The 22,613-nt window shown below is 43.9% G+C and carries 21 protein-coding genes and 1 tRNA gene; all 22 read left to right on the top strand.

Features of this window, described 5'->3' with window-relative positions:
- Positions 1–2 precede the first annotated feature (2 nt).
- Entirely contained in the window at positions 3–512 is a 510-nt protein-coding gene (locus RTR76_RS05490) for a hypothetical protein (RefSeq protein ID WP_312517592.1), read from the top strand.
- An 80-nt stretch (positions 513–592) separates the two neighbouring features.
- Positions 593–1,603, top strand: a complete 1,011-nt coding sequence (gene aroF / locus RTR76_RS05485) for a 3-deoxy-7-phosphoheptulonate synthase (RefSeq protein ID WP_312517589.1) — start codon at positions 593–595, stop codon at positions 1,601–1,603.
- 31 nt (positions 1,604–1,634) lie between these two features.
- Complete coding sequence (cmk, locus tag RTR76_RS05480) at positions 1,635–2,312, top strand: (d)CMP kinase (RefSeq protein ID WP_312517587.1); 678 nt, start codon at positions 1,635–1,637, stop codon at positions 2,310–2,312.
- Positions 2,305–2,910, top strand: coding sequence for a lysophospholipid acyltransferase family protein (locus tag RTR76_RS05475; RefSeq protein ID WP_312517584.1), 606 nt, complete (start codon positions 2,305–2,307; stop codon positions 2,908–2,910). Before cmk ends, RTR76_RS05475 begins: the two co-directional genes overlap by 8 nt.
- Before the next feature lie 186 nt (positions 2,911–3,096).
- Complete coding sequence (locus RTR76_RS05470; RefSeq protein ID WP_312517581.1) at positions 3,097–4,932, top strand: carbon starvation protein A; 1,836 nt, start codon at positions 3,097–3,099, stop codon at positions 4,930–4,932.
- Between the two features lie 116 nt (positions 4,933–5,048).
- Complete coding sequence (locus tag RTR76_RS05465; protein WP_312517579.1) at positions 5,049–7,016, top strand: bifunctional 4-hydroxy-3-methylbut-2-enyl diphosphate reductase/30S ribosomal protein S1; 1,968 nt, start codon at positions 5,049–5,051, stop codon at positions 7,014–7,016.
- A gap of 13 nt (positions 7,017–7,029) precedes the next feature.
- Entirely contained in the window at positions 7,030–8,094 is a 1,065-nt protein-coding gene (gene fni, locus RTR76_RS05460; protein WP_312517576.1) for a type 2 isopentenyl-diphosphate Delta-isomerase, read from the top strand.
- 90 nt (positions 8,095–8,184) lie between these two features.
- A complete protein-coding gene (locus RTR76_RS05455) occupies positions 8,185–8,937 on the top strand; it encodes a DUF1614 domain-containing protein (protein WP_312517573.1) in 753 nt (250 codons plus the stop codon).
- Positions 8,930–10,105, top strand: a complete 1,176-nt coding sequence (spoIIP, locus tag RTR76_RS05450) for a stage II sporulation protein P (RefSeq protein WP_312517569.1) — start codon at positions 8,930–8,932, stop codon at positions 10,103–10,105. Before RTR76_RS05455 ends, spoIIP begins: the two co-directional genes overlap by 8 nt.
- A 112-nt stretch (positions 10,106–10,217) precedes the next feature.
- Positions 10,218–10,508 (top strand): DUF3189 family protein, encoded by a 291-nt coding sequence (locus RTR76_RS05445; protein ID WP_312517566.1) that lies wholly within the window; start codon positions 10,218–10,220, stop codon positions 10,506–10,508.
- A 3-nt stretch (positions 10,509–10,511) separates the two neighbouring features.
- A complete protein-coding gene (locus tag RTR76_RS05440) occupies positions 10,512–10,967 on the top strand; it encodes a DUF3189 family protein (protein ID WP_312517564.1) in 456 nt (151 codons plus the stop codon).
- Between the two features lie 375 nt (positions 10,968–11,342).
- Positions 11,343–12,671, top strand: a complete 1,329-nt coding sequence (gene der, locus RTR76_RS05435; RefSeq protein WP_312517562.1) for a ribosome biogenesis GTPase Der — start codon at positions 11,343–11,345, stop codon at positions 12,669–12,671.
- Between the two features lies 1 nt (position 12,672).
- Positions 12,673–13,290 (top strand): glycerol-3-phosphate 1-O-acyltransferase PlsY, encoded by a 618-nt coding sequence (plsY, locus tag RTR76_RS05430; RefSeq protein ID WP_312517560.1) that lies wholly within the window; start codon positions 12,673–12,675, stop codon positions 13,288–13,290.
- A 7-nt stretch (positions 13,291–13,297) separates the two neighbouring features.
- Positions 13,298–14,329 (top strand): NAD(P)H-dependent glycerol-3-phosphate dehydrogenase, encoded by a 1,032-nt coding sequence (locus RTR76_RS05425; RefSeq protein ID WP_312517558.1) that lies wholly within the window; start codon positions 13,298–13,300, stop codon positions 14,327–14,329.
- Between the two features lie 231 nt (positions 14,330–14,560).
- Complete coding sequence (spoIVA, locus tag RTR76_RS05420; protein WP_312517556.1) at positions 14,561–16,039, top strand: stage IV sporulation protein A; 1,479 nt, start codon at positions 14,561–14,563, stop codon at positions 16,037–16,039.
- A 138-nt stretch (positions 16,040–16,177) separates the two neighbouring features.
- The gene (locus tag RTR76_RS05415) at positions 16,178–16,624 is read left to right on the top strand and encodes an ACT domain-containing protein (RefSeq protein ID WP_312517821.1); all 447 of its coding nucleotides are present in this window, start codon (positions 16,178–16,180) and stop codon (positions 16,622–16,624) included.
- A gap of 18 nt (positions 16,625–16,642) precedes the next feature.
- On the top strand, positions 16,643–17,941 hold the full coding sequence (locus RTR76_RS05410; protein ID WP_312517554.1) for a homoserine dehydrogenase: 1,299 nt from the start codon (positions 16,643–16,645) through the stop codon (positions 17,939–17,941).
- A gap of 15 nt (positions 17,942–17,956) precedes the next feature.
- Entirely contained in the window at positions 17,957–18,871 is a 915-nt protein-coding gene (gene thrB, locus RTR76_RS05405) for a homoserine kinase (protein ID WP_312517551.1), read from the top strand.
- A gap of 81 nt (positions 18,872–18,952) precedes the next feature.
- A tRNA-Pro gene (locus tag RTR76_RS05400) sits at positions 18,953–19,029 on the top strand.
- 204 nt (positions 19,030–19,233) lie between these two features.
- On the top strand, positions 19,234–19,593 hold the full coding sequence (locus RTR76_RS05395; RefSeq protein ID WP_312517549.1) for a cupin domain-containing protein: 360 nt from the start codon (positions 19,234–19,236) through the stop codon (positions 19,591–19,593).
- A 268-nt stretch (positions 19,594–19,861) separates the two neighbouring features.
- Positions 19,862–21,211: a sigma 54-interacting transcriptional regulator gene (locus RTR76_RS05390; protein ID WP_312517546.1), complete on the top strand. Its 1,350-nt coding sequence runs from the start codon at positions 19,862–19,864 to the stop codon at positions 21,209–21,211.
- Positions 21,212–21,679: 468 nt separating this feature from the next.
- On the top strand, positions 21,680–22,609 hold the full coding sequence (locus tag RTR76_RS05385; protein ID WP_312517544.1) for a 3-keto-5-aminohexanoate cleavage protein: 930 nt from the start codon (positions 21,680–21,682) through the stop codon (positions 22,607–22,609).
- The last annotated feature ends 4 nt before the right edge of the window (positions 22,610–22,613 follow it).

Raw genomic sequence — 22,613 nt, 5'->3', positions numbered from 1 at the left:
ACATGCATAAAGGATCGGAATGGGGAGAAAAGTGGCTAATTCGTTTCGTTTTATTAGGCGTTTGTACGTTGCTGTTAACCCAAATGGCTATGTTTAAAGAAGAGGCACGTCACTACCTGTCTAGAGTGGACAGGCTGGAAGGAGAGAAAGTATCTCTTGATTCTAATCTGTATGCAAGTAATTCACTAACTATCTCAGAACGTACGGTAGTAAGTAAGCAAATACCAAGTTTCCGTGAAAGCCGCAATTTGATTGTTAGAATGATTAAGCCTGCTGGTGATGCACGCGCTTTCGCCACAATTAACGGGGAGAAAATGAGTGATTTCTCGCGTGGTGAGGTTAATTTAACGGTTTATGATGGCGATTATGTTGAAATTGACTGTGCTGAGCTTAAAGCTCCTGCTCAGTTTGTGGTCACTGTCTCTGGCGGCAGCATGGCTGCGCCGGTTGATGGTTTAGTTATTGAAACAAAAAACAATATCGGTACAATTGGAAAAATTAAGTTTAAGTAAAAACTGTACCTGGCAAAGGAATATAAGAAATAATACGGAATATTTTAGTATGCCTGGTTGCCAGGGTTGAAAGGATTTATATGATCATTGTCATGCATGCTGCGACAGACCAACAAATCAAGCAAGTGATCGAGGAACTCCGGTGCTTAGGCATAGAAGGGCATATCATCGAATGTTTTGACCGGACGATCATTACAGCAGAGGGTGAGGAGCTGCAGCAGAATAGGCAGCATTTTAACGGTTTGCCAGGGGTTGAGAGCGTTCTTTTCATTACAACTCCATATAAACTTGTCAGCCGTCAATTTCGCGCTCAAACAAGCGTTATTTCCGTACGCAACGCAGCCTTTGGCAGTACATCTATTCCTATCATTGCTGGTCCTTGTGCAATTGAGAGCTATGAACAACTATACGAAACTGCTGCTGCAGTCAAAAAAGCCGGAGCATGTATCTTAAGAGCAGGTACTTATAAGCCGCGTACCTCACCTTACAGCTTTCAGGGGCTGGAACGGGAGGGTCTTGGCATATTGCAGGCGGTTAGCAGGGAATTGGATATACCTGTTGTTTCGGAAGTAACTGATCCACGTTTAGTGGAGGTCTTTTGCCAATCAGTTGACATATTGCAGATTGGTGCCCGTAATATGCAAAACTTTGCACTTCTTAAAGAAGTGGCACAAAGTAATAAACCGGTTTTGCTGAAAAGAGGACCTGCATCAACGATTGAAGAATGGTTATTAGCTGCAGAATACGTACTGGCAGGCGGCAATTCGCAAATTGTTTTGTGTGAACGGGGTATACGTACTTTTGAACCCTATACGCGTAATACTCTGGACTTGAATGCAATGGCCCTTGCAAAAGAGTTAAGCCATTTGCCCGTCATTGTTGATCCGAGTCATGGGACAGGCCAATGGAGTCTGGTAGGACCGATGTCCAAGGCTGCAATTGCGGCTGGAGCTGATGGACTAGTAATAGAAGTACATCCCTGCCCGGCTAAAGCCTTGTCCGATGGACCGCAGTCACTGACGCCAAAACGCTTTGCATCTTTAATGGATGAGCTGCGGCTTTTGGCAAATGTGTCAAACAGACAGATCTAACTGAAGGATATTAGAAGAACCGGAGGACCGAATGAAAAAATTAATTATTGCGATCGACGGACCAGCTGGTGCAGGGAAAAGTACTGTCGCCCAGATTGTTGCCCAGCGGTTAGGCTATACATATATTGATACGGGAGCGATGTACCGGGCTGTAACCTGGCAAGTTATGCAGCACGATGTTGACTTTGGCGATGCTGATGCTATTCAAAAAATAGTATCTACCATTCAAATTGGGCTGCGGTACGTCAACGGCAAGATGCAGGTTACTGCTAACCAGGTGGATATAACGGAAGAGATTCGGCTTCCTGAAGTTTCCCGGGTAGTTTCTGAAGTAGCTAAACTGGTCGTAGTGCGAACTGCTATGCTTACCTTGCAGCGGCAGATGGCGCAGAGTGGCGGAGTCGTTATGGACGGACGTGATATTGGCACTCATGTTTTGCCTAATGCAGACCTGAAAATATTTTTAACAGCATCGATTGATGAGCGTGCCAGAAGAAGATGGCGTGAATTAGGAGACAAGGGAGTTCTTGTTGACTTAAATGCGTTACAGGAGGAGATTGCCAGCCGTGATAAAACTGACTCAGAAAGAGCAGTTGCACCTCTTGTACAGGCCAAAGATGCAATTTTACTAGATACAACGAAGTTATCCATTGAGGGCGCTGTTAACGAGATTCTTAGACTATGTGAGGAGAGGGGTAGAAGTGTATAACGTCGTTCGGGCATTATTTCGATTCGTTTTCATTGTTTTTTTTCGCTGGCGAATTGTTGGAATTGAAAATATTCCCGTTGGTGGAGCTGCAATCATTGCCGCAAATCATATTAGCAATTGGGATCCTCCGCTTATTGGTACTGCAATTCCCCGGCAGATGCATTTTATGGCAAAAGAAGAGTTATTCAAAAATGCAGTGCTTAAGAGTATTATTAGTACGTTGGGTGCATTCCCGGTTAAGCGGGGTGCAGCAGATCGCAACGCAATTCGCACCGCAATAAATTTGTTAGAGGGCGGAAATATATTAGGCTTATTTCCGGAAGGAACGCGCAGCAAAAACGGAATGTTAGGTGAACCCGAACAGGGCTTAGCGATGATTGCAATTAAAACCGGAGCCCCCGTTATTCCGACAGCTATCATTGGCACAAATAAAGTGCTGAGTGCAACGTGTTGGTTTCCCCGTTTTGAAGTTCATTTTGCTAAACCAATACCTGTTGCCAAGGGAAAAGCAACAAAAGAGGACATTGCCGAGTTAAGTAATCTCATTATGCAAGAGATTGATGCGTTATTAAAAGATAATCAACGCCATTATAAATAATTAGACTGGGAAATAAGACCAACAGCGGTATGGAAATGCCGCTGTTTTTTATTTTGCATATTGTTTATCTAAGTGAAAAAAGATATACTGAAAAGTGAGAATAGTATGAAAAATATTAAAAGAGAGGTGAAATGTTAGTCGTGGTATTTAGTGCTAAGTAGATTATCACCGAAAGGGGACGATGAAGTGAATTCAATTTGGTTGCTTATCACTGCAGTCTGTGTATTCTTATTGGCCTACCGGTATTATTCAGCTTTTATCGCGGCAAAAGTGCTGGCACTTAATGATTCATATACTACGCCTGCTTATCGTTGTGAAGATGGCCGGGAATTTGTTCCGACGAATAAATGGGTTTTATTTGGCCATCACTTTGCGGCAATAGCCGGAGCAGGCCCGCTGGTCGGTCCGGTATTAGCTGCCCAGTATGGCTGGGGACCTGGTTTTGTGTGGATTTTGCTTGGCTCTGTTTTTGCCGGAGCCGTACATGATTTTATTATCCTTTTTGCGTCCGTTCGGCATAATGGTCAGTCCCTGGCGGTCATTGCCCGTCGGGAAGTAGGTACATTAACAGGCATTACCACATCGCTGTCTATATTATTTATTATTATTGTTGCTCTTGCCGGCTTGGCAATAGTAGTAGTAAATGCACTCTTTAAGAATTCGTGGGGTGTGTATACTATATTCATGACGATTCCTATTGCAATTGTCATTGGTCTTTATATGTTTAAAATTTCTCCCGGCTCAATTCGCTCAGGCTCCATCGTCGGGTTTATCCTCGTAATGCTTGCTGTTATAACCGGGAATTACATTCCGAATTCTTCTTTTGCAGGCATATTTACGCTAACAAAAGAACAATTATCGATTGCTCTTCCGCTATACGGGTTTATGGCTGCCGTTTTACCAGTATGGTTATTGCTGGCTCCCCGTGACTATCTCAGTTCTTATATGAAAATTGGAACTGTCCTTGCATTAGCGCTGGGCATTGTTATCGTTCAGCCGGCAGTTAATGCCAACATGACACAGTTTATGAATGGAGGACCGATTATTCCAGGACCCTGGTGGCCCTATGTCTTTATTACCATTGCCTGTGGTGCTATTTCCGGTTTTCATTCTCTGATTAGCTCAGGAACCACACCGAAAATGCTGGAACTGGAAAGCCAGGCCAGGCTTATCGCCTATGGCGGAATGCTTACAGAAGGTTTTGTTGCTGTCATGGCTTTAATATCAGCTGTTGTGCTGCTGCCTGGTGATTTCTTCGCAATTAATACTCCTGCAGCAGCTTTTGCCAAACTTAATATGCCAATCGTTGAATTGAATCAGCTTTCAGCCCTCGTCGGTATGGATGTAGCCCATCGTCCGGGCGGTGCCGTTTCTTTAGCTGTTGGCATGGCGCATATCTTTTCCAGTATTGGCGGGATGTCTCATCTGATGAGCTACTGGTACCAGTTTGCCATTATGTTTGAAGCATTGTTCATCTTGACTACAATTGATGCCGGTACCCGCGTTGCACGCTACATTCTTCAGGATATACTGGGTACCTATGTCTATGCACCGTTAAAACAGACCAATTGGTGGCCGGGAATTCTCTTTACCAGCGCTCTTGTTACGTTTGCCTGGGGATATTTGCTTTACAGCGGTGACGTAGCAAGTATTTGGCCGCTGTTTGGAGTCGCCAATCAATTACTGTCAGTTATCGCCTTAGCATTAGGTACGACGATTATCCTGAAAGTAGCTCCTAAAAAATCGTATGCTTGGGTAACAGCAGCTCCGCTTGCATTTCTGGCAGTAACTGTAATTACAGCCGGCATTCTCAATGTGGGGATGTTCTACCGGCGGGGTGACATGTTAGGCAATATTAACGGTACTGTTAGCATCGTATTAATTGTGCTTGTCATCATTACGCTGCTTGATTCGTTTAGAGCGTGGAACCAATTGCTGAAAAAAGATAAGCCTGAGGGAATGAATACTGAAATTCAGCATGTATGTGTATATAATGATACAAAACCTAATATACCAAGCTAATAGTTGAGCAGAATAGGGAGAGAAGCACAGAGCTTCTCTCCTTTTTAGTGCAATTTAAGAGGAATTACAAGCTTGTCAGCGAATAGCATACCATATTGAGAAATAGGAGGCCCGTTATGCAAATACATTTGGCTGAACATCGGGGCTTTTGCTACGGGGTAAAACGCGCCATTGAAACAGTAGAAAGGTGTATTGACTCAGGTGGGAAGGCACATACGTTAGGACCAATCATACATAACCCTCAAATGGTTAGCGAATTAGCAAAAAAAGGGGTATCTCCGGCTAAGGACCTTGATGAAATAGCTGAAGGTACTGTCATTATACGCTCTCACGGTGTGGGTCCACAAATTTATCAGGATGCCGAAGCTAAAAATCTGACAGTAGTCGATGCTACCTGCCCCCATGTGAAAAAAGCGCAGCAAGCTGCTTATGAGCTAATGAAAGAAGGGTATCCTGTTATTATAATAGGTGAACGGGATCATCCGGAAGTAAAGAGTATTGTTTCCTGGACTCATGAACAGGCAGTGATTGTTGAGTCAATAGACGATGCCGAGCGGCTCCCCTTTCAGCAGCGCCTGGGTGTTGTTGTACAGACGACATTCTCCGGTGAGCTGTTCGAACAAATACTGGCAATCGTCAAACAAAAATGCACAGATATGCAGGTTAAAAGAACAATTTGTACGGCAACTGATCTGCGCCAGCAAGCTGCTGCGGCACTAGCCGTGAAAATGGATAGCATGGTGATTATAGGCGGCAAAAACAGTGCTAATACTGCTAGATTAGCCGAGGTTTGCCGGCAATCAGGCTGTCCGGTATATCATATTGAAACAGCAGACGAATTAAAACCGGAATGGTTTAGCAACGCCGTGCATGTTGGTATTTCAGCCGGCGCTTCTACACCAGAGTGGATTATAGAGGAGGTTGTTCATCGAATGGAGCAGTTTAATCAGTCATTAACCGATTCCGTCAATCAGCTTACAAAAGGCAGTATCATTAAGGGGAAGATAGTTAGTGTCCGTCAGGATGAAGTTTACGTTGATATTGGCTATAAAGCGGAGGGGATAATTGCATTAAGTGAATTAGCTTATCCGGTACCGGCCAATGCAGCTGAAATTGTAACTAAAGATCAGGAAATTGATGTTTATGTCTTGGATACCGAAAGTGCAGATGATACCGTACGCCTGTCTAAAGTACAAGCCGATAAAATCATTACCTGGAGTAAGCTGGAAGCAGCTGCAAAAGAGGAAACTACACTTGAGTGTAAAGTGACTGAAGTTGTCAAAGGTGGGCTAGTTGTTTCGATCAATGGCATTCGCGGTTTTATACCGGCATCGCAGGCGGCTTTGCGGTTTGTTGATGATCTGGCCAGTTTTATTGGACAGACACTGACAGTGATACCAATAGAACTGGATGAGCAGAAGCAGCGGGTTGTTCTGTCGCACCGCAAAGTTCTGCAAGAGGAACAGCAAAAGAAAGAACAAGCGATTTTTGCTAAGCTCAAAGTAGGTGATGTAGTTCCGGGCGTAGTGCGCAGGCTAGTCGATTTTGGCGCTTTTGTTGACATCGGTGGCGTTGAAGGTTTAATTCATATTTCTGATTTGGCATGGCAGCGTGTGAAAACACCGTCAGAAATTTTGCAGATTGATGATAAAATTGAAGTGTTTGTTTTGAAACTTGATCCTCAACTGAAAAAAATATCGCTAAGCTTGAAACAAATTCAGCAGGATCCCTGGCTGGAACAGATTAAAAGCTTTTCAGAAGGACAAATCGTAGCCGGCACGGTAGTTAAAACAACAAAATTTGGGGCCTTTGTCAAACTCGCAAATGGAGTAGAGGGATTGGTCCATTTATCAGAACTGGCAGATCGACGAGTAGCCACGGCTGAAGAAGTTGTCCAGGCTGGTCAGGAAATTAACGTTAAGATACTTGGAATAGATAAAGACAATAAACGTATCTCACTCAGTCTGGTAAAAGCGCTGGAAGAAGCAGAGCGGGCTGAATACCAGGACTATTTAGGGATACAGTCGGGCAGTGGGACTACTATTGGAGATAAGCTTGGCCACTTGTTCGGTCGTAAACAGTAAGGAGCTGAAAGGGTTGCGTCAATCCCGGAAATTAGACCATATACATCAAACATTACAATTGGCTGACGGACCTGGTACGACCGGTTTTGCCGATATTACGCTCATCCACAATAGTCTGCCTAATATTGCCTGGGAGGATATTACGCTTGCCACCTCCTTGGCTGACTTGACTCTTACTCACCCTGTTATAATTAATGCAATTACCGGTGGGGCGGTAGATGTGACTGCGGTTAACTGCAAGCTGGCTCAGTTTGCTAAATTGACCGGATCGGCAATGGCAGTAGGTTCTCAGTATTCCGCGTTAGAAAACAGCACGGTTTGGGAATCCTATCAAATCGTCAGGCGCGAAAACCCTGATGGAATCATCATTGCTAATCTGGGTGCCCATGCCAGCAGTGAGCAAGCCCGCATTGCCGTTGATATGATTGGTGCTGATGCCATTCAAATTCATTTAAATGCTGCTCAGGAAATTATTATGGCAGAAGGAGACCGTGATTTTCGCGGTTATCTGGATAATATTGCCCGGATTGTCAGTGAAGTTCATGTACCGGTATTTGTCAAAGAAGTTGGTTGTGGTATCGCCAGGGAAGCTGCAGCAGATCTTGCTGATACCGGGATTAGAGCAATTGATGTAGGCGGTATGGGCGGAACTAACTTTCTGGCAATTGAAGCAGCCCGCAGTCAGGCACAGCTGCCGGATGAATTGCTGAGTTGGGGAATACCAACAACGATAAGTGCGTTAGAAGTACTATCTATTCTTCCGCCATCTGTCCAACTGATTGTATCAGGAGGAGTTCGTACTCCGCTGGATATGATAAAATCCATGGCTTTTGGTGGCAGCGCGGTAGCGATGGCTGCTCCTATCTTACGTATTATTAGTGAACACGGAGTCGCACATGCTGCTGAATGGTTTGATGAATTTCTTCACACCGGCAGGCGTTACATGATGTTAGTTGGTGCGAAAGAAACGAAGGATTTACTGACGGTGCCTTTCCAGATTACCGGCTTAAGCCGTGAATGGCTTATGAATCGAAGAATTGATACAACACAATATGCGACTCGCAAAAAGCATGGTTGAATAACCATGCTTTTTGCATTATTTTTGTTTCTCAGGGCAAGATAAACCAAGAAAGGTAGCAACCTAACGAATTTAAGAGGTGACAATCTTATGAGTATGCCGGTGGGAATGATTGTTTTATTAGTAGTAGGTGTACTAGTTTATTTTGGTATTGCCCAGCGTATTTTAGACAGAATGCGATTAACAGACAAACAAGCCTTGCTTTTCATTGCAGCTATTGTTGTGGGGAGTTTTGTTGACATTCCGCTCATGAGCAGCCCGGTGGAAGTAAGTATTAATGTAGGCGGTGCGCTATTACCCGTACTGTTGTCACTTTGGCTGATTGCTAAAGCCGATGAAACAGCAGAACGTGTCCGGGCAATTTTGGCGGCTGTTTTGGTAGCTGCAGCCGTATGGCTGGGCTCGCGTTATCTGCCTTATGAGCCGGAAAACATGTTTTTAGATCCTAAGCTGCTTTATGGATTATCTGCAGGCTTAATTGCCTACTTGGCGGGACGTTCTCGTCGCAGTGCTTTTATTGGTGGCGTATTGGGTATTGTACTCAGTGATATTGTTCATATGATCACGTTAATGAATGCCGGAATTCCCGGACGAACCGATATTGGTGGAGCTGGTGCTTTTGATGTCGTAATCATTGCCGGTATTGTTGCGGTTATGATTGCCGAATTAGTGGGCGAAACAAGGGAAAAGCTGCAAGGCGGGCCAGTGCTCGGTCCTAACCGCCCGGAAGGCTTATACGAGTTTAGTGAAGAATTAGCAGAAAATCGCAAGCAAAAAACCTCTTCTAACAGCGAAAGTGAGCTCGAAAAGGCTGCGAAAAGCAAAGGTGAAAAAAATGAATAAGCGCATAGTAGTCGCTCTTTTATTAACTGTTTTGTTCAGTCTTTTTGCAGGCGCTGCTTGTGCGCAAGAACAAAATGACGGCAAATATTTTACGATAGTCGATGAAAATGGTGTGACTGTTTATATAACCGGCTGGAGTGTAAGAGTAGGTGATCAATTTCTTACAGATAAAAACATCCGGTATGAAGTGACATCCATTGAGGGCGATATTGCTCATGCTAAAAAAATCGGTGAAGTCAATTTAAGCCAATATCTGCCACCCAGTGAAAGTGAGCCGGGACTATTCTCAGGATTACTCAAGACGCGAGTAGCAAAAGCGCAAGGAGGAAAAGTCGCGGTCTATCATACACACTCTGATGAATCGTATGTTCCTACTGATGGCAAAGAAAGTATCCTCGGTGCCGGGGGCATCTATAAAGTAGGCAATGCCTTTACTACGGCGCTTCAGTCAAAAGGATTGGAAGTTATCCACTCACAGGCCAAGCATGATCCCCATGACGATATGGCTTATGAGCGGTCCCGGAGAACCGTTGTTGACTTATTAAAACAGCAGCCTGCAGCGATTTTTGATGTCCATCGTGATGCCGTGCCGCCGCAGGTATATAAAGGGACTGTTAACGGTCAAGATGTATCAAAGGTCCAACTGGTCGTAGGAAAATACGGCCCAACAGGCAAGCAAATTGAAGATTATGCCTTGCAGATCAAAGCTGCCTCAGATAAGCAGCATCCTGGCCTGGTAAAAGGAATCTTTTTTGCCAAGGGCGGTGATTATAATCAGGACTTACATCCGCGGTCTATGCTGCTGGAGGTAGGGGCTCATACGAATGACCGGGCTTCAGCAGAGCGGGGGGTGGCATTATTTGCAGATGTAATTCCGACTGTATTGGGAACAAGTTCTGCGGCACCGACCGCACAAAATGGTGCAGCTGATGTAGGTACTGCAGCTACTGGTCCATCAGGCGCCACAAAATCTATTGGCTGGATTGTGGGCTTGCTGGTAGTAGGTGTTGCGGCCTTTATGTTCTTAAGCACAGGAAGTCTAAAGGAAGCGGGAGCTAAAATTAAACAATTTACGTCTACCGAATTTGCAAACTTCCTTGCTCCGAAAAAACGACAGTCTGATGAAGAAAAGTCAAAAGATACGAAAAAACGCGAAGATCAAGAATAACGTGATTATTGTATATCAAGGCAGACGAGGCCATCTACCGTTTGCAGCCTGCCAGATGCATCTGAATCAGCAGATTGGATCAAGGCACGATTTGTATGCAGAAGGTGTGCCAGTGCCGTTATCTGTCGTCGGAATTGATCCTGACGGAAATACAGTATGTTCACTCGCGTGTGGTAAGCATAGCGATATTTATAGTCGGGCTATTGAAGGTATGGCGGAAATATTTGATTTAGATGTGGAGTTAATTAATGTCGATCAATCCCTAGAGCGTAATTACTCTGCAGGCAGCAACTACCTTAAACATATGGCGGTACGTTTTTGCCCGCAGTTGTGCAAAGACGAATGGGTAAAGGAAGAACTGCGCTCAGTTGTCAAACTCAATATCACAGGTGATGGGAGATGAGGCATGAATATTGTCTATTATTGCTTCGCAGGTGCGCATGCTTCCGTAGTGGCGTCTGCTATCCATTGTGGTATATTGCCCTCTGACCGGGTGCCAACTTCAGCCGAGTTTATAAGCATGCCTTATTATGATAGGACATCTCCTGCGTTGATTGGCCGTCCCTATTTAATGGGTTGTGATGAAAAAAATAATTCCGTTTATTTTATGGGAATGTGGAATCAGCGCGAAAAAATTACCTGTACAATCCAAAGCTTACTCAAGATAGCAGGTCTACAGGATTCTTCGTTCATTTTGCAAGATGCGTTTCCTTTAATTAACTTTTCTACAAAATGTGGCGGTTTATTATCTAAAAGATACAGCTTTACTAAAGTGGGGCGTTCACTGACGATTTGGGGTATGCAGCGTCAGTATCCGGAATTTGTCAAACTAGTTAACAGCGTTAAAAATCGTTTAGAGTGATGTTTTATCACTCTTTTTCTTTATTTGCAGGAAAAATTAGAGAGTAACGGGAATATGTAGAAAGGGAAGGAATTGGATTAGAAAGCACCTGCCGATAGGAACAAATGGTCGTGTGCCTGTGCAAAAAGCTTGTTTTGCACAGGAGTTATTGCAGCTTGATATAGAATGGCGGCAATGCGATTCGGAAAGCCCAAATGATGAGTAGTATATACAGGTTAGTACCACGGAAAAACTATATTAGTATCTCGTCAGCTTTAAAACAGTAGGATATACCATCAGTATTCACTGGATTAGAGCTGACGAGGTACTGGCTAAGACTCAAACAATCCCGTAAGGGAAGGATCAGTGATTATGTATGTGCAAAGGTGATAAAAAATGAGTAAACCGCTTGTAGCCGTTGTTGGACGTCCCAATGTCGGCAAATCTACCCTATTTAACAGCATAGCTAAGAAAAAAGTTTCTATTGTAGAAGATATCCCCGGTGTTACACGAGATCGTATTTATATTGATGCCGAGTGGCTTGACCAGGAATTCACGCTTGTCGATACAGGCGGTATTGAATTTGAGACTGGCGATGACCACATTATGACCTCTATGCGCCACCAGGCTAGACTGGCAATTCAGGAAGCAGACGTTATTCTCTTCGTCGTTGACGGAAAAACGGGGATAACAACTGGTGATGAAGAAGTAGCTGCAATTTTGCGGGGGGCAGGGAAGCCGGTTATTTTAGTTGTCAATAAAATTGACAGTTTAAAAAATGAACATGATATTTATGAGTTCTATAACTTGGGGCTAGGTGATCCGATTGGTATATCGGCTGTTAACCTTCTTAATATGGGCGATTTACTGGATCTTGTTATTCAGAACATGCCCAAAGAAAACACGGCTGATAACAATAATGATGAAATTCGGGTAGCCGTTATTGGACGGCCGAACGTAGGGAAATCTTCTCTGGTTAATGCACTTTTAGGTGAAGAGCGGGTCATTGTCAGTGATATTGCCGGGACAACCCGTGATGCTATTGATACAAGATTCGTTCGTGATGATACTTCTTTTGTCTTAATTGATACCGCCGGCATGCGGCGTAAAGCCAAAATAGAACTTCCGGTGGAACGGTACAGCGTTATCCGGTCGCTGCGGGCTATTGACCGTGCCGATGTTGTTTTGATGGTCATTGACGCGGTTGATGGCGTAACTGAACAGGACAAAAAGATTGTCGGCTATGCCCATGAAGCTGGAAAAGGCACAATTATTGTTGTTAACAAATGGGATCTTGTAGAAAAAGATAGTAAGACATCCATTCGATACACCGATATTATTCGCGAAGAGCTGGGCTTTTTACAATATGCGCCAGTACTGTTTGCTTCTGCATTAACGAAACAAAGAGTGCAGCGTGTTTCTGAACTAGTGAAGTTCGTTGCTGATCAGCATGCTATGCGAGTATCGACGAGCGTTTTAAATCAGGTATTGGAAGATGCTCAGTCGATTAATCCGCCGCCTTCCAGTGCTGGCAAGAGACTCAAAATTTACTATACAACGCAAGCTGACGTAAAACCGCCAACGTTTATCTTTTTTGTGAATGATCCTGAAATTATGCATTTTTCTTATTTACGCTTTCTTGAGAACAAGCTGCGGGAAGCCTTCGGCTTTGAAGGAACTCCTTTAAAGCTTATTGTTCGCGGGCGTAAGGAAAAGGAGGATTAGCATGTCCTTGGGGCTTACAATATTAATTGCCTATTTAATAGGCTCGATCCCTAACGGACTAATCGTCGGTAAATTTATGTGCGGTGTAGACATCCGGCAATTTGGCAGTAAGAATATCGGGGCCACTAACGCTTATCGCGTTCTTGGGCCCTGGCCTGCGTTCTGGGTGTTTATTACCGATGCGCTTAAAGGCGTAGCCGGCGTTATGATGGGACAGTGGCTTGATGGCAATACAATCGCTTTATTAGCCGGTGGTATTGCTGCTATGGCAGGCCATAACTGGTCGGTATTTTTAAAGTTCAAAGGTGGCCGGGGTGTGGCTACCGGTTTGGGCGTGATTGCTGTTTTGGTGCCAAAGGTTACTGCTATTGTATTTATTGTATGGGCACTGATTGTTTATACTACACGCTATGTTTCATTGGGGTCTATTGTGGCAGCTGTCTTAGTTCCGCTGTCCATGTGGTTTTTTAACGAGAGTATAGAAATACTACTATTCGGTATTGTTGCCGCTTTATTTGTTATTCTTCGTCATAAGCCTAATATTGAACGCTTGTTAAAAGGGGAAGAGTTAAAAATTAAAGCAGGAGGATCAAGCGCCGATAGCACCAAGGAGAAGTGATTGCAATATGAAGATTTCTGTTATAGGCGCAGGCAGTTGGGGAACTGCTTTGGCCAGTCAGCTCGCGCTCAAGCATAGCGATGTTTTTTTATGGGCCCGCAGCAGCGAGCTAACGGAAACAATTCAGCAAACAAGGCAAAACAGTGCTTATCTGCCAGATGTTTATCTGCCGGAGAAGTTAATATGTACTTCTGATATAGAACAAGCTGTGTCCGGAGCTGAACTTATTTTACTTACGACTCCTTCACATGCCATTCGGGAAACGGCGCAAAAAATTTGCCCGTATGTCAAAAGTGATGCCATTCTTGTAACCGCTGCCAAGGGATTAGAGACTGGTACCTATAAGCGGATGTCACAGGTCATTGCCGAAGAGATACCGCAGGCAGCCGATCAGGTGGCAGCATTGTCCGGTCCTAATCATGCGGAAGAGGTTGGCCGTCAGCAGCCCACAGCTTCTGTTGTAGCTGCGACAGCCTTACATGTAGCCGAAGCAGTGCAGGATGCCTTTATGCTGCCCTTTTTCCGTGTCTACACGAATCCTGATATTGTTGGTGTTGAATTAGGCGGTGCGTTAAAAAATATTATTGCTTTAGGTGCCGGAGCTGCTGAAGGCTTAGGTTTTGGAGATAATACCAAAGCTGCGCTGATGACCCGGGGGCTGGCAGAGATTGCTCGCCTGGGGCTGGCGTTAGGGGCTAATCCGCTGACGTTTGCCGGGTTAGCAGGAGTTGGTGATCTAATGGTGACTTGTACAAGCCGGCATAGCAGAAACCGGCGGGCAGGCATACTATTAGCCGAAGGAAAAACGGCAGAACAAATACAGCAGCAGACGAATATGGTTGTGGAAGGAATTCGGGCAACAGGAGCCGCTTATGAACTTTCACGTACCTATAAAATTGAAATGCCCATTACTGAACAAATTTATCAAGTGTTATATGAGGGTAAATCCCCGAAAACTGCCGTATTAGAGTTAATGACCAGAGGGAAAACCCACGAGGTGGAAGAGGTCGCGCTGAATGGCGTGATTGCTTTTAAATAAGGGAAAATAATAAAAAGAGTACAGAAAATCCATTTTGGATTTTCTGTACTCTTTTTTAGTACTATTATCAGCGGCATGTCAATATATTTATAATGCTTAATTTGGATATTCTTGCAATTTTAAATTACAGCTAACTAACTTGTTCAGTTTAATACAAGGGAGGGATGGATCAAATTTTGAGCGCCACGCTCTTATAATTTAGGCATTCAGCATATATAGGAGGGAAAATGTATGGAAAAATTTGATCTGTTTCGTGATATTGCCGAACGGACAGGCGGCGATGTCTATATTGGAGTCGTAGGGCCGGTACGTACAGGAAAGTCAACCTTTATTAAACGGTTCATGGAAACAATGGTGTTACCCAACATTACAGATCCTTATGAAAAAGAAAGAGCAAAAGACGAACTGCCGCAAAGTGGTGCAGGCAAGACAATTATGACCACCGAGCCTAAGTTTATTCCCAATGAAGCTGTTGAAATCAGTGTAAAAGAAAATGTTGCCGTGAGGGTACGTGTTGTAGACTGCGTTGGCTACAGTGTGGAAGGTGCTCTGGGGTATGCGGAAGATGATGGTCCCCGTATGGTGCTTACGCCGTGGTTTGACCATGAAATACCGTTCCAGGAAGCTGCTGAAGTAGGAACCCGCAAAGTCATAGCTGAGCACTCCACGATTGGTTTGGTTGTGACCACAGATGGCACCGTAACTGACCTGCCACGTGAAAAATATCTGCCAGCTGAAGAAAGAGTGATTGAAGAGCTGAAAGAGCTAGAGAAGCCATTTCTGATCATTCTAAACACCAATCAGCCTACGGCTAAGGAAACTCGCGAGCTCGTAGCAAAGATGGAAAATAACTACGATGTACCTGTTATTCCCGTTGACTGCGCTCAACTCAACCATGATGATGTATATGCGATCCTGCAGGAAGTGCTGTATGAATTCCCTGTGAAAGAAGTAAATATTTCTCTGCCGAAATGGGTTGAGGAACTCGAAACCGAGCATTGGCTGCGGCAAAAATTTGATGGAGCAGTGCAGGAAGTAGTACAATATATACGCCGCTTACGGGATATTGACCGCGCTATTGATGATTTGTCGAGCTACGATTTTGTTGCTGACGTTATTCTTCACGATATGGATTTAGGCAATGGCATTGCTGTAATCGAAATGACAACAAGAAACGATCTGTTCTACTCCGTCCTGGAAGAACTGACCGGCTTTACCATTAGTGGCGAACACCATTTGCTGCGATTGATGCAGGATTTGTCAGTTGCCAAACGTGAGTACGATAAGCTTGCACCGGCTTTAGAGCAGGTAAAACTTACGGGATATGGTGTTGTTACACCGCAAGTCGATGAAATGGTATTGGAAGAACCGGAGATTATCCGCTCTGGCAACCGTTTTGGTGTGAAACTCCGGGCATCGGCACCATCGCTTCACATCATAAGAACAGATGTTCAAGCGGAGATCTCGCCAATCATTGGCACGGAAAAACAAAGTGAAGAATTAATTCAATATTTGATGCGTGAATTTGAAGGAGAACCGGAAAAAATTTGGCGCACAAATCTGTTTGGCAAATCATTAAACTCATTGGTAAGAGAAGGTATCCAAAACAAAATTACCAGCATGCCTGAAAGCGCTCAAAATAAACTGAGAGAAACATTGCAAAAAGTCGTCAATGATGGCAGTGGCGGTTTAATTTGCATCATATTCTAGACAAAAGTAGTCAGTCTGTAACAGACTGACTTATTTTTTTGCTTTTTTGCTTGTTTTCTGTTGCAAAGTAATGATATAATGTCTTCTATCTAAAGATAATAATCCACCAGTACAATACTGGAGGGAGGGGTTAAAATGATAAATAATCAAAAATCAGTTTTTTACCTTGTGCGTGAAGAAATTCTGCCGGAAGCGATCAAAAAAACAATTAAAGTAAAAGAATTACTCAAGAGGGGCGAAGCCCGGACTATTAATGATGCCGTTGAAAAAATGGAATTAAGTCGTAGTGCCTATTATAAATATAAAGATTATGTATTCCCGTTCTATGAAGCAAGTAAAGAAAAAATTGTCACACTTGCTCTGCTATTGGAACACAAGCCCGGTGTTTTATCGCGTGTACTCAATACAATTGCAAATGAAAAAGGCAGCGTTCTTACTATTAATCAGGGCATACCACTACAGGGGGTTGCAAATGCTACTGTTTCTCTGGAAACGGCTGACTTAGCCATTGACCTGGAAGCATTGCTTGACAAGCTGAGACTGGTAGACGGTGTAAAGCGGCTTGAAGTTTTAGGCCAGGCGTAACGTAAGGGAGAGAATATCATGAAAAATGCTATTCAGATAGGCTTGCTAGGCTTGGGAACTGTCGGTGGCGGAGTAGTAAAAATTCTGCAGGAAAATGCTGCTAATATTTCACAAAAAGTAGGGCTGCCGCTGAAAATCAGCAGTATTTTGGTGCGTAACAAAGATAAGCAAAGAGCTGTTGATACAGGCGATGCAAAAATTACCACCGATATTAACGAAATTTTAGCGAATCCTGACATAGATATTATAGTAGAAGTAATGGGTGGTGAGCAACCTGCAAAAGAATATATTCTGCAGGCGCTCAATGCAGGTAAGCATGTCGTAACTGCTAACAAAGATGTGGTTGCCAAATATGGCCGCGAGTTGTTTACTGCAGCCGAAGACAATCATGTCGATTTGCTGTTTGAAGCCAGCGTTGGCGGCGGCATTCCGATTATTAGGCCGTTAAAGCAGTGTCTTGCTGCAAATAAGATAACGGAAGTAATGGGAATCGTTAATGGTACTACCAACTACATGCTGACAAAAATGACAAATGAAAAAATGAGTTATGCTGATGTTTTGGCACAAGCTCAGGCAAAGGGATACGCTGAATCTGACCCTACGGCTGATGTCGGTGGATGGGATGCAGCCCGCAAAATTGCTATTTTATCGTCAATAGCCTTTAGCAGCCGTGTTACGTTGGATGACGTGTACGTCGAAGGCATTACCAATATTTCAGTAGAAGACATTGAATATGCTCGTGAATTGGGTTATGTAATCAAACTTGTTGCTGTTGCTAAGGATAATGAACACGGTATTGAAGTTCGCGTTCATCCCGCTTTTATACCGAACAGTCATCCTCTGGCGGGCGTAAGCGATGTATTTAATGCAATTTATGTAAAAGGCCACGCTGTTGGCGAAGCTATGTTCTATGGCCGCGGGGCCGGTGGTCTGCCGACTGCCAGCGCTGTTACTGCCGACATTATCGATGTTGCCCGTGACATTAAGCATCATGTCAGCAGTCGTATACTGTGTACATGTTTTGAAAGTAAACCATTGTGTCCGGTAGGAAAAACCGAATCACCTTATTATATTCGCTTATTAGTAGAAGATAAACCGGGTGTATTTGCGGCGATTGCCGGTGCTTTTGGAGCACAGCAGGTCAGCCTTCACTCAGTTATTCAAAAACGTAAAATAAACAATTGTGCAGAGATTGTGCTCATTACCTACCCTGTAAGTAATGATAACATTAAGCTTGCAATGAACACTCTCGATGGAATGTCCGTAGTAACAAAAGTACGCAGCGTCATCAGAGTGGAAGCAGAGGAAATTGTATAATACGGAGGAAATAGCATGTCCAAGGTGACGGTGCGTGTACCTGGGACGACTGCTAATTGTGGTCCCGGATTCGACGCTATTGGTATGTCTTGTACGATATATAATACCATGGAATTGGTTTTGTCAGCTGAAGGGCAAACCTCGATTGCGATTTATGGTGAAGGCAGCAGCCAAATTCCTAATGATGATCGCAATATTGCTCTTCAGGCTGTTAAGCTGGTATTGGATTATCATCAGATACTGGATACAGGTATTCAAATACGGCTTACGAATAACATTCCTCTAGCCCGGGGCCTTGGCAGCAGTGCTGCTGCCATTGTAGCCGGTCTTGTGGCCGCTAATGCAGTTACTGGTAATCGATTGTCAAAGCAGACTTTATTAGAGATGGCAACTACCATTGAAGGGCATCCTGATAATGTAGCACCTGCTATTTATGGCGGGATTTGTTTGAGTGTTATGCATGCAGCCGGTACAAAATGTCTGTCGTTCTTACCCCCCGATAAGCTGGGCCTTGTTGTTGCTGTACCAGAGTTTACTTTGTCAACGAAAGTTTCCCGCCAGGTCTTACCGAAAACAGTACCTCTCAAGGACGCAGTCTTTAACGTCAGCCGTGCGGCGTTGTTAGTAGGTGCGTTAGCGAAAGGCGAACTTTCGTATCTGAAATATGCACTTGAAGACAAACTGCATCAGCCATACCGGGAAAAATTAGTGCCCGGAATGGAAGCAGTGTTTGAAGCTGCTGCGAGGGAAGGTGCGCTTGGTGTCACAATCAGTGGAGCTGGGCCGTCCTTAATTGCCTATACGACTGAAAACCATCAGGAAATCGGTCAGGCAATGGTTGATGCATTTGAAAAGCATGGCACTAAGGCCGTCTATCATGTCCTGGAAATTGATACAATTGGTGCGGAAATTATTGAATTTATTCCTTGACAGACTACATAAAACAGTGTAAAATAATGTTTGTCGGTGAGGGGGCCAGCGAAAAGCAGCCTCTCAAAAGCCGCAAAATGTCGGGGCGTAGCTCAGTTTGGTAGAGCGCTACCTTGGGGTGGTAGAGGCCGCATGTTCAACTCATGTCGCTCCGACCAATTAAATACAGTAAATACGCGGGTTTGCGAACTTGCGTATTTTTTATTTATGTTAAGTTGTCCCATGGGTTGTCCCCTAAGGTATTATAGAGTAGACAAATTAAGAGAATGTGTGTATGAACTGGACAGGTTAAGGATCGAAAGAGGAAATAAACCCGCTTTACCGAACTGAAAATATTTAATTAGTAACGAGGAGTGATACTTTTGAATAAAATTAATTTATCTCAAAAATTTAGTCTGTTTAACGAGTATTGGAGTCCTAAAATAGTTGGGGAGTTAAACGATTCCCATATTAAATTAGCAAAACTAAAAGGGGAATTTGATTGGCATCATCACGAAAATGAAGATGAATTGTTTTTTGTAGTAAAAGGTCAGTTGTTAATTAGATTTAGAGATACCGAGATTTCGCTGGACGAGGGCGAATTAATAGTTATTCCCAAAGGCGTTGACCATCTTCCTATAGCAACAGATGAAGTGCATGTAATTTTTATTGAACCCAAAGGAACCTTAAATACGGGCAATGTGATAACTGAAAAGACTAAGCAAACATTAGAGAGCATTTAGGAATATCCCGACCAATTAAATATTGGTCATGAATTAGATAAGATGAGGGTTTGCAGAATTTGCAAACTCTTTTTGTTTTGTGTTTTTGCTGCATTTTTACGATCGTGTAGTAAAAATGCAGCAGAGCGATTTTTTTTACAAACTTATTTTAGTTTCAGGTTTGTCTGAATTTTCTGCTGCGATAATGAAAAGGATGTGTTATTCTATAACAAAGTCAGGCGAGTGAATGTTGCGAACCCATACTTTTACTTTGCAGGGAGGGCTTCTAATGGCAAAACACAGCGAAATTATGCAACAGGTTTTTGCGCATATGGCAGGGATGGTAGTCGTTGATCATCAATCGCGCATTGTTTTTGTTGAGGGAACCTACGCGAAGTCGAGGGGGTTTGATCCGCAGCAAGTCGTAGGCAGCTATGTTAAGGATGTGATCCCGACTAGTAAGCTCCCTGTCGTTGTTGAATCAGGTAAGCCAATATTAGGCGATGTTTTTTATTATGAGGGAAAAACTGTGATATGCAACCGATATCCCTTAATAAAGGACGGAATCCTCATTGGTGCCATGTCTTATCAGGTATTCGAAGGGGTTGATAAGCTCTTTGAATCAATACAAGAGCTGCAAAGCCAGGTTGACTACTATAAAGAGAAAGTAAAGAAATATGCGGGAGTTCGCTACTCTTTGGCCGACACAATCGGCTCAAGTGTAACCGCTGTTGAAATACGAACGGCAATATTAAAGGCTGCATGTTCAAATGCTACCGTTTTGATTCAGGGAGAAACCGGTACGGGCAAGGAGTTGGTTGCGCATGCGCTGCATCAGGAAAGCCGCCGGGCTATTTATCCTTTTGTAAAGCTCAATTGCGCAGCCATTCCCCAGGAGCTCATTGAATCGGAGCTATTCGGTTATGACGAAGGGGCCTTTACGGGAGCGCGGAGGTCAGGAAAAAAAGGGAAATTCGAGCTGGCTGATAAGGGAACACTTTTTTTGGATGAGATAAGTCAATTATCGATGGCGGCACAGGCGAAGCTGCTTCGGGTCTTGCAGGAAAAAGAGATCGAGCGTATTGGGGGAGCGGGACCAATTCCTGTGAATGTAAGAATTATTGCAGCTACGAATGACAATCTGGAGGATATGATCAAACAGGGAACGTTTAGGGCTGATTTATTCTACCGTCTGAATGTAATTCCTATTAAGGTTGCACCGTTAAGGGAGCGAAGGTCCGATATACCCCTGCTCGTAAAAAAGTTTGTCGAGAAATATGGAGATCAGGCGGGGTTAGGCGCAGTAACGGTAGATGCCGAGGCTATGGCGCTGCTTATGAAGTACGAATGGCCAGGCAATATCCGGGAACTGGAGCATGCGGTAGAAAGAGCTGTGAACCTTTGCAGTTGTACCGTACTTGAGCCTGTTCACTTTGCCTGGCTGCTGCCGAAGATTCAAGATAAAGGAAAGGCGGCTGCAGGAAGAAGTATTCAGGAGGCAAGGGCGGCAAGTGAAAAAGAAATCATCTTGAATGCTCTTCAAGTAACGCAAGGGAATAAAAAGAAGGCTGCCGAATTGCTGGGAATTGCACGGCCGCTGCTGTACCAGAAAATGCGTCGTCTCGATATAATGAATTAAATAGCTGCCGTGTAAGCATAGAGAGACAGTGTAAGTAGTTACTTACACTGTCTCTCTATTGCTTTGTTAGTAGGTAAAGGACATTCGTATAATGAATTTTCTGATAAATATGTCAGTATATACTTACACTAAGATTTTGTTCATAGCTTGGGTGCTTCCGCGATAGCTGGCTAAAGTAGAGAGTATTTTATTTTTAGCGAGTTTCTGTTTTTTCAGAGATGGCGCTGCTCACAATTCTGCGTAGTTACTCAATTCAAGGATGGTCAAGGTGTGTTAATTCGATTCGCTGTTCGTTATGAAACCAGGCTTGTTTTGCCTTCGAGGCAGATATATTCGACGAATTTAAAAATTGGCACGAATTTTGCAATATATTCTGATTGATCAGAAGAAAGGAGCAATATGGAGTAAGGCAGGAGCCAAATCTATACTCCAAAGTGATCAGTGAAATTAACGGATGGAGGAGTTTACATGGCAAAGCAAAACAAAATTATTATTACGGCAGCAATTACGGGAGCAACACATACACCCAGTTTGAGTCCTTATTTTCCTTCTACACCGGAGCAGATTATTAAGGATGCGGTAGAGGCTCATAAGGAAGGTGCCGCAGTCGTTCATATTCATGCCAGAGATCCAAAGGATGGCAGTCCAACGCCTGACTTGGCAATTATGAAAGACATTGTCGCTTCTATTAAACAGCAGTGCAACGCTGTTGTTTGCATTACCACAGGGGGAGCGGTTTGGATGTCTTCTGAGCAGCGACTAGCTCCCGCGACAGAATTAAAGCCGGAGCTGGCGTCCTGCAATGCCGGGTCAGTGAATTTTGTGTTTTCTGATCTGGCAGCAAAGCTGGAGAACCCCAAATACGATTGGGAAGTTCCTTATCTCAAACGTACGAATGAGCTGGTTTTTACCAACACATTTACCGGGCTGGAATATTATCTGAAAACGATGAACGAGCATGGTATACGCCCTGAGTTTGAGGTGTATGACGTAGGCATGATCAATAATATTGCCTATTTTATGAAAAAAGGGTTAGTACAAAAACCAGTCTATTTACAATTTGTAATGGGAATATTGGGTGGAATCCCTGCAACTGTTGATAATCTTGTCTACCTGGTTAAGACAGCCCGCGAGCAGATCGGTGATTTTGTCTGGTCTTGTGCGGCGGCGGGAAAAGCGCAGTTTCCGCTTGTTACGGCTGCCTTGACTATGGGGGGGAATGCCCGTGTTGGACTAGAGGATAACCTTTATCTAAAGCCGGGAGTGCTGGCAAAATCAAGTGGGGAGCAAGTCCGGCAAATTAAAGAGATTGCCGAGCGGCTCGGTCTGGAAATTGCCAATTCTGATGAAGCCCGTCAAATTTTGGAGCTCAAAGGCATAGACAAAGTTAATTATTAAGGTA

The organism is Anaerospora sp. (assembly GCF_032013335.1).
Lineage (GTDB): Bacteria > Bacillota > Negativicutes > Sporomusales > DSM-15969 > Anaerospora.
This window is presented reverse-complemented; position numbering and strand designations above follow the sequence as displayed.

Excerpts from the sequence above, each read along its gene's own strand:
- RTR76_RS05490 (WP_312517592.1), top strand. The coding sequence starts at position 3 with ATGCATAAAGGATCGGAATGGGGAGAAAAGTGGCTAATTCGTTTCGTT.
- aroF (WP_312517589.1), top strand. The coding sequence starts at position 593 with ATGATCATTGTCATGCATGCTGCGACAGACCAACAAATCAAGCAAGTG.
- cmk (WP_312517587.1), top strand. The coding sequence starts at position 1,635 with ATGAAAAAATTAATTATTGCGATCGACGGACCAGCTGGTGCAGGGAAA.
- RTR76_RS05465 (WP_312517579.1), top strand. The coding sequence starts at position 5,049 with ATGCAAATACATTTGGCTGAACATCGGGGCTTTTGCTACGGGGTAAAA.
- RTR76_RS05455 (WP_312517573.1), top strand. The coding sequence starts at position 8,185 with ATGAGTATGCCGGTGGGAATGATTGTTTTATTAGTAGTAGGTGTACTA.
- spoIIP (WP_312517569.1), top strand. The coding sequence starts at position 8,930 with ATGAATAAGCGCATAGTAGTCGCTCTTTTATTAACTGTTTTGTTCAGT.
- RTR76_RS05440 (WP_312517564.1), top strand. The coding sequence starts at position 10,512 with ATGAATATTGTCTATTATTGCTTCGCAGGTGCGCATGCTTCCGTAGTG.
- der (WP_312517562.1), top strand. The coding sequence starts at position 11,343 with ATGAGTAAACCGCTTGTAGCCGTTGTTGGACGTCCCAATGTCGGCAAA.
- plsY (WP_312517560.1), top strand. The coding sequence starts at position 12,673 with ATGTCCTTGGGGCTTACAATATTAATTGCCTATTTAATAGGCTCGATC.
- RTR76_RS05425 (WP_312517558.1), top strand. The coding sequence starts at position 13,298 with ATGAAGATTTCTGTTATAGGCGCAGGCAGTTGGGGAACTGCTTTGGCC.
- spoIVA (WP_312517556.1), top strand. The coding sequence starts at position 14,561 with ATGGAAAAATTTGATCTGTTTCGTGATATTGCCGAACGGACAGGCGGC.
- RTR76_RS05410 (WP_312517554.1), top strand. The coding sequence starts at position 16,643 with ATGAAAAATGCTATTCAGATAGGCTTGCTAGGCTTGGGAACTGTCGGT.
- thrB (WP_312517551.1), top strand. The coding sequence starts at position 17,957 with ATGTCCAAGGTGACGGTGCGTGTACCTGGGACGACTGCTAATTGTGGT.
- RTR76_RS05390 (WP_312517546.1), top strand. The coding sequence starts at position 19,862 with ATGGCAAAACACAGCGAAATTATGCAACAGGTTTTTGCGCATATGGCA.
- RTR76_RS05385 (WP_312517544.1), top strand. The coding sequence starts at position 21,680 with ATGGCAAAGCAAAACAAAATTATTATTACGGCAGCAATTACGGGAGCA.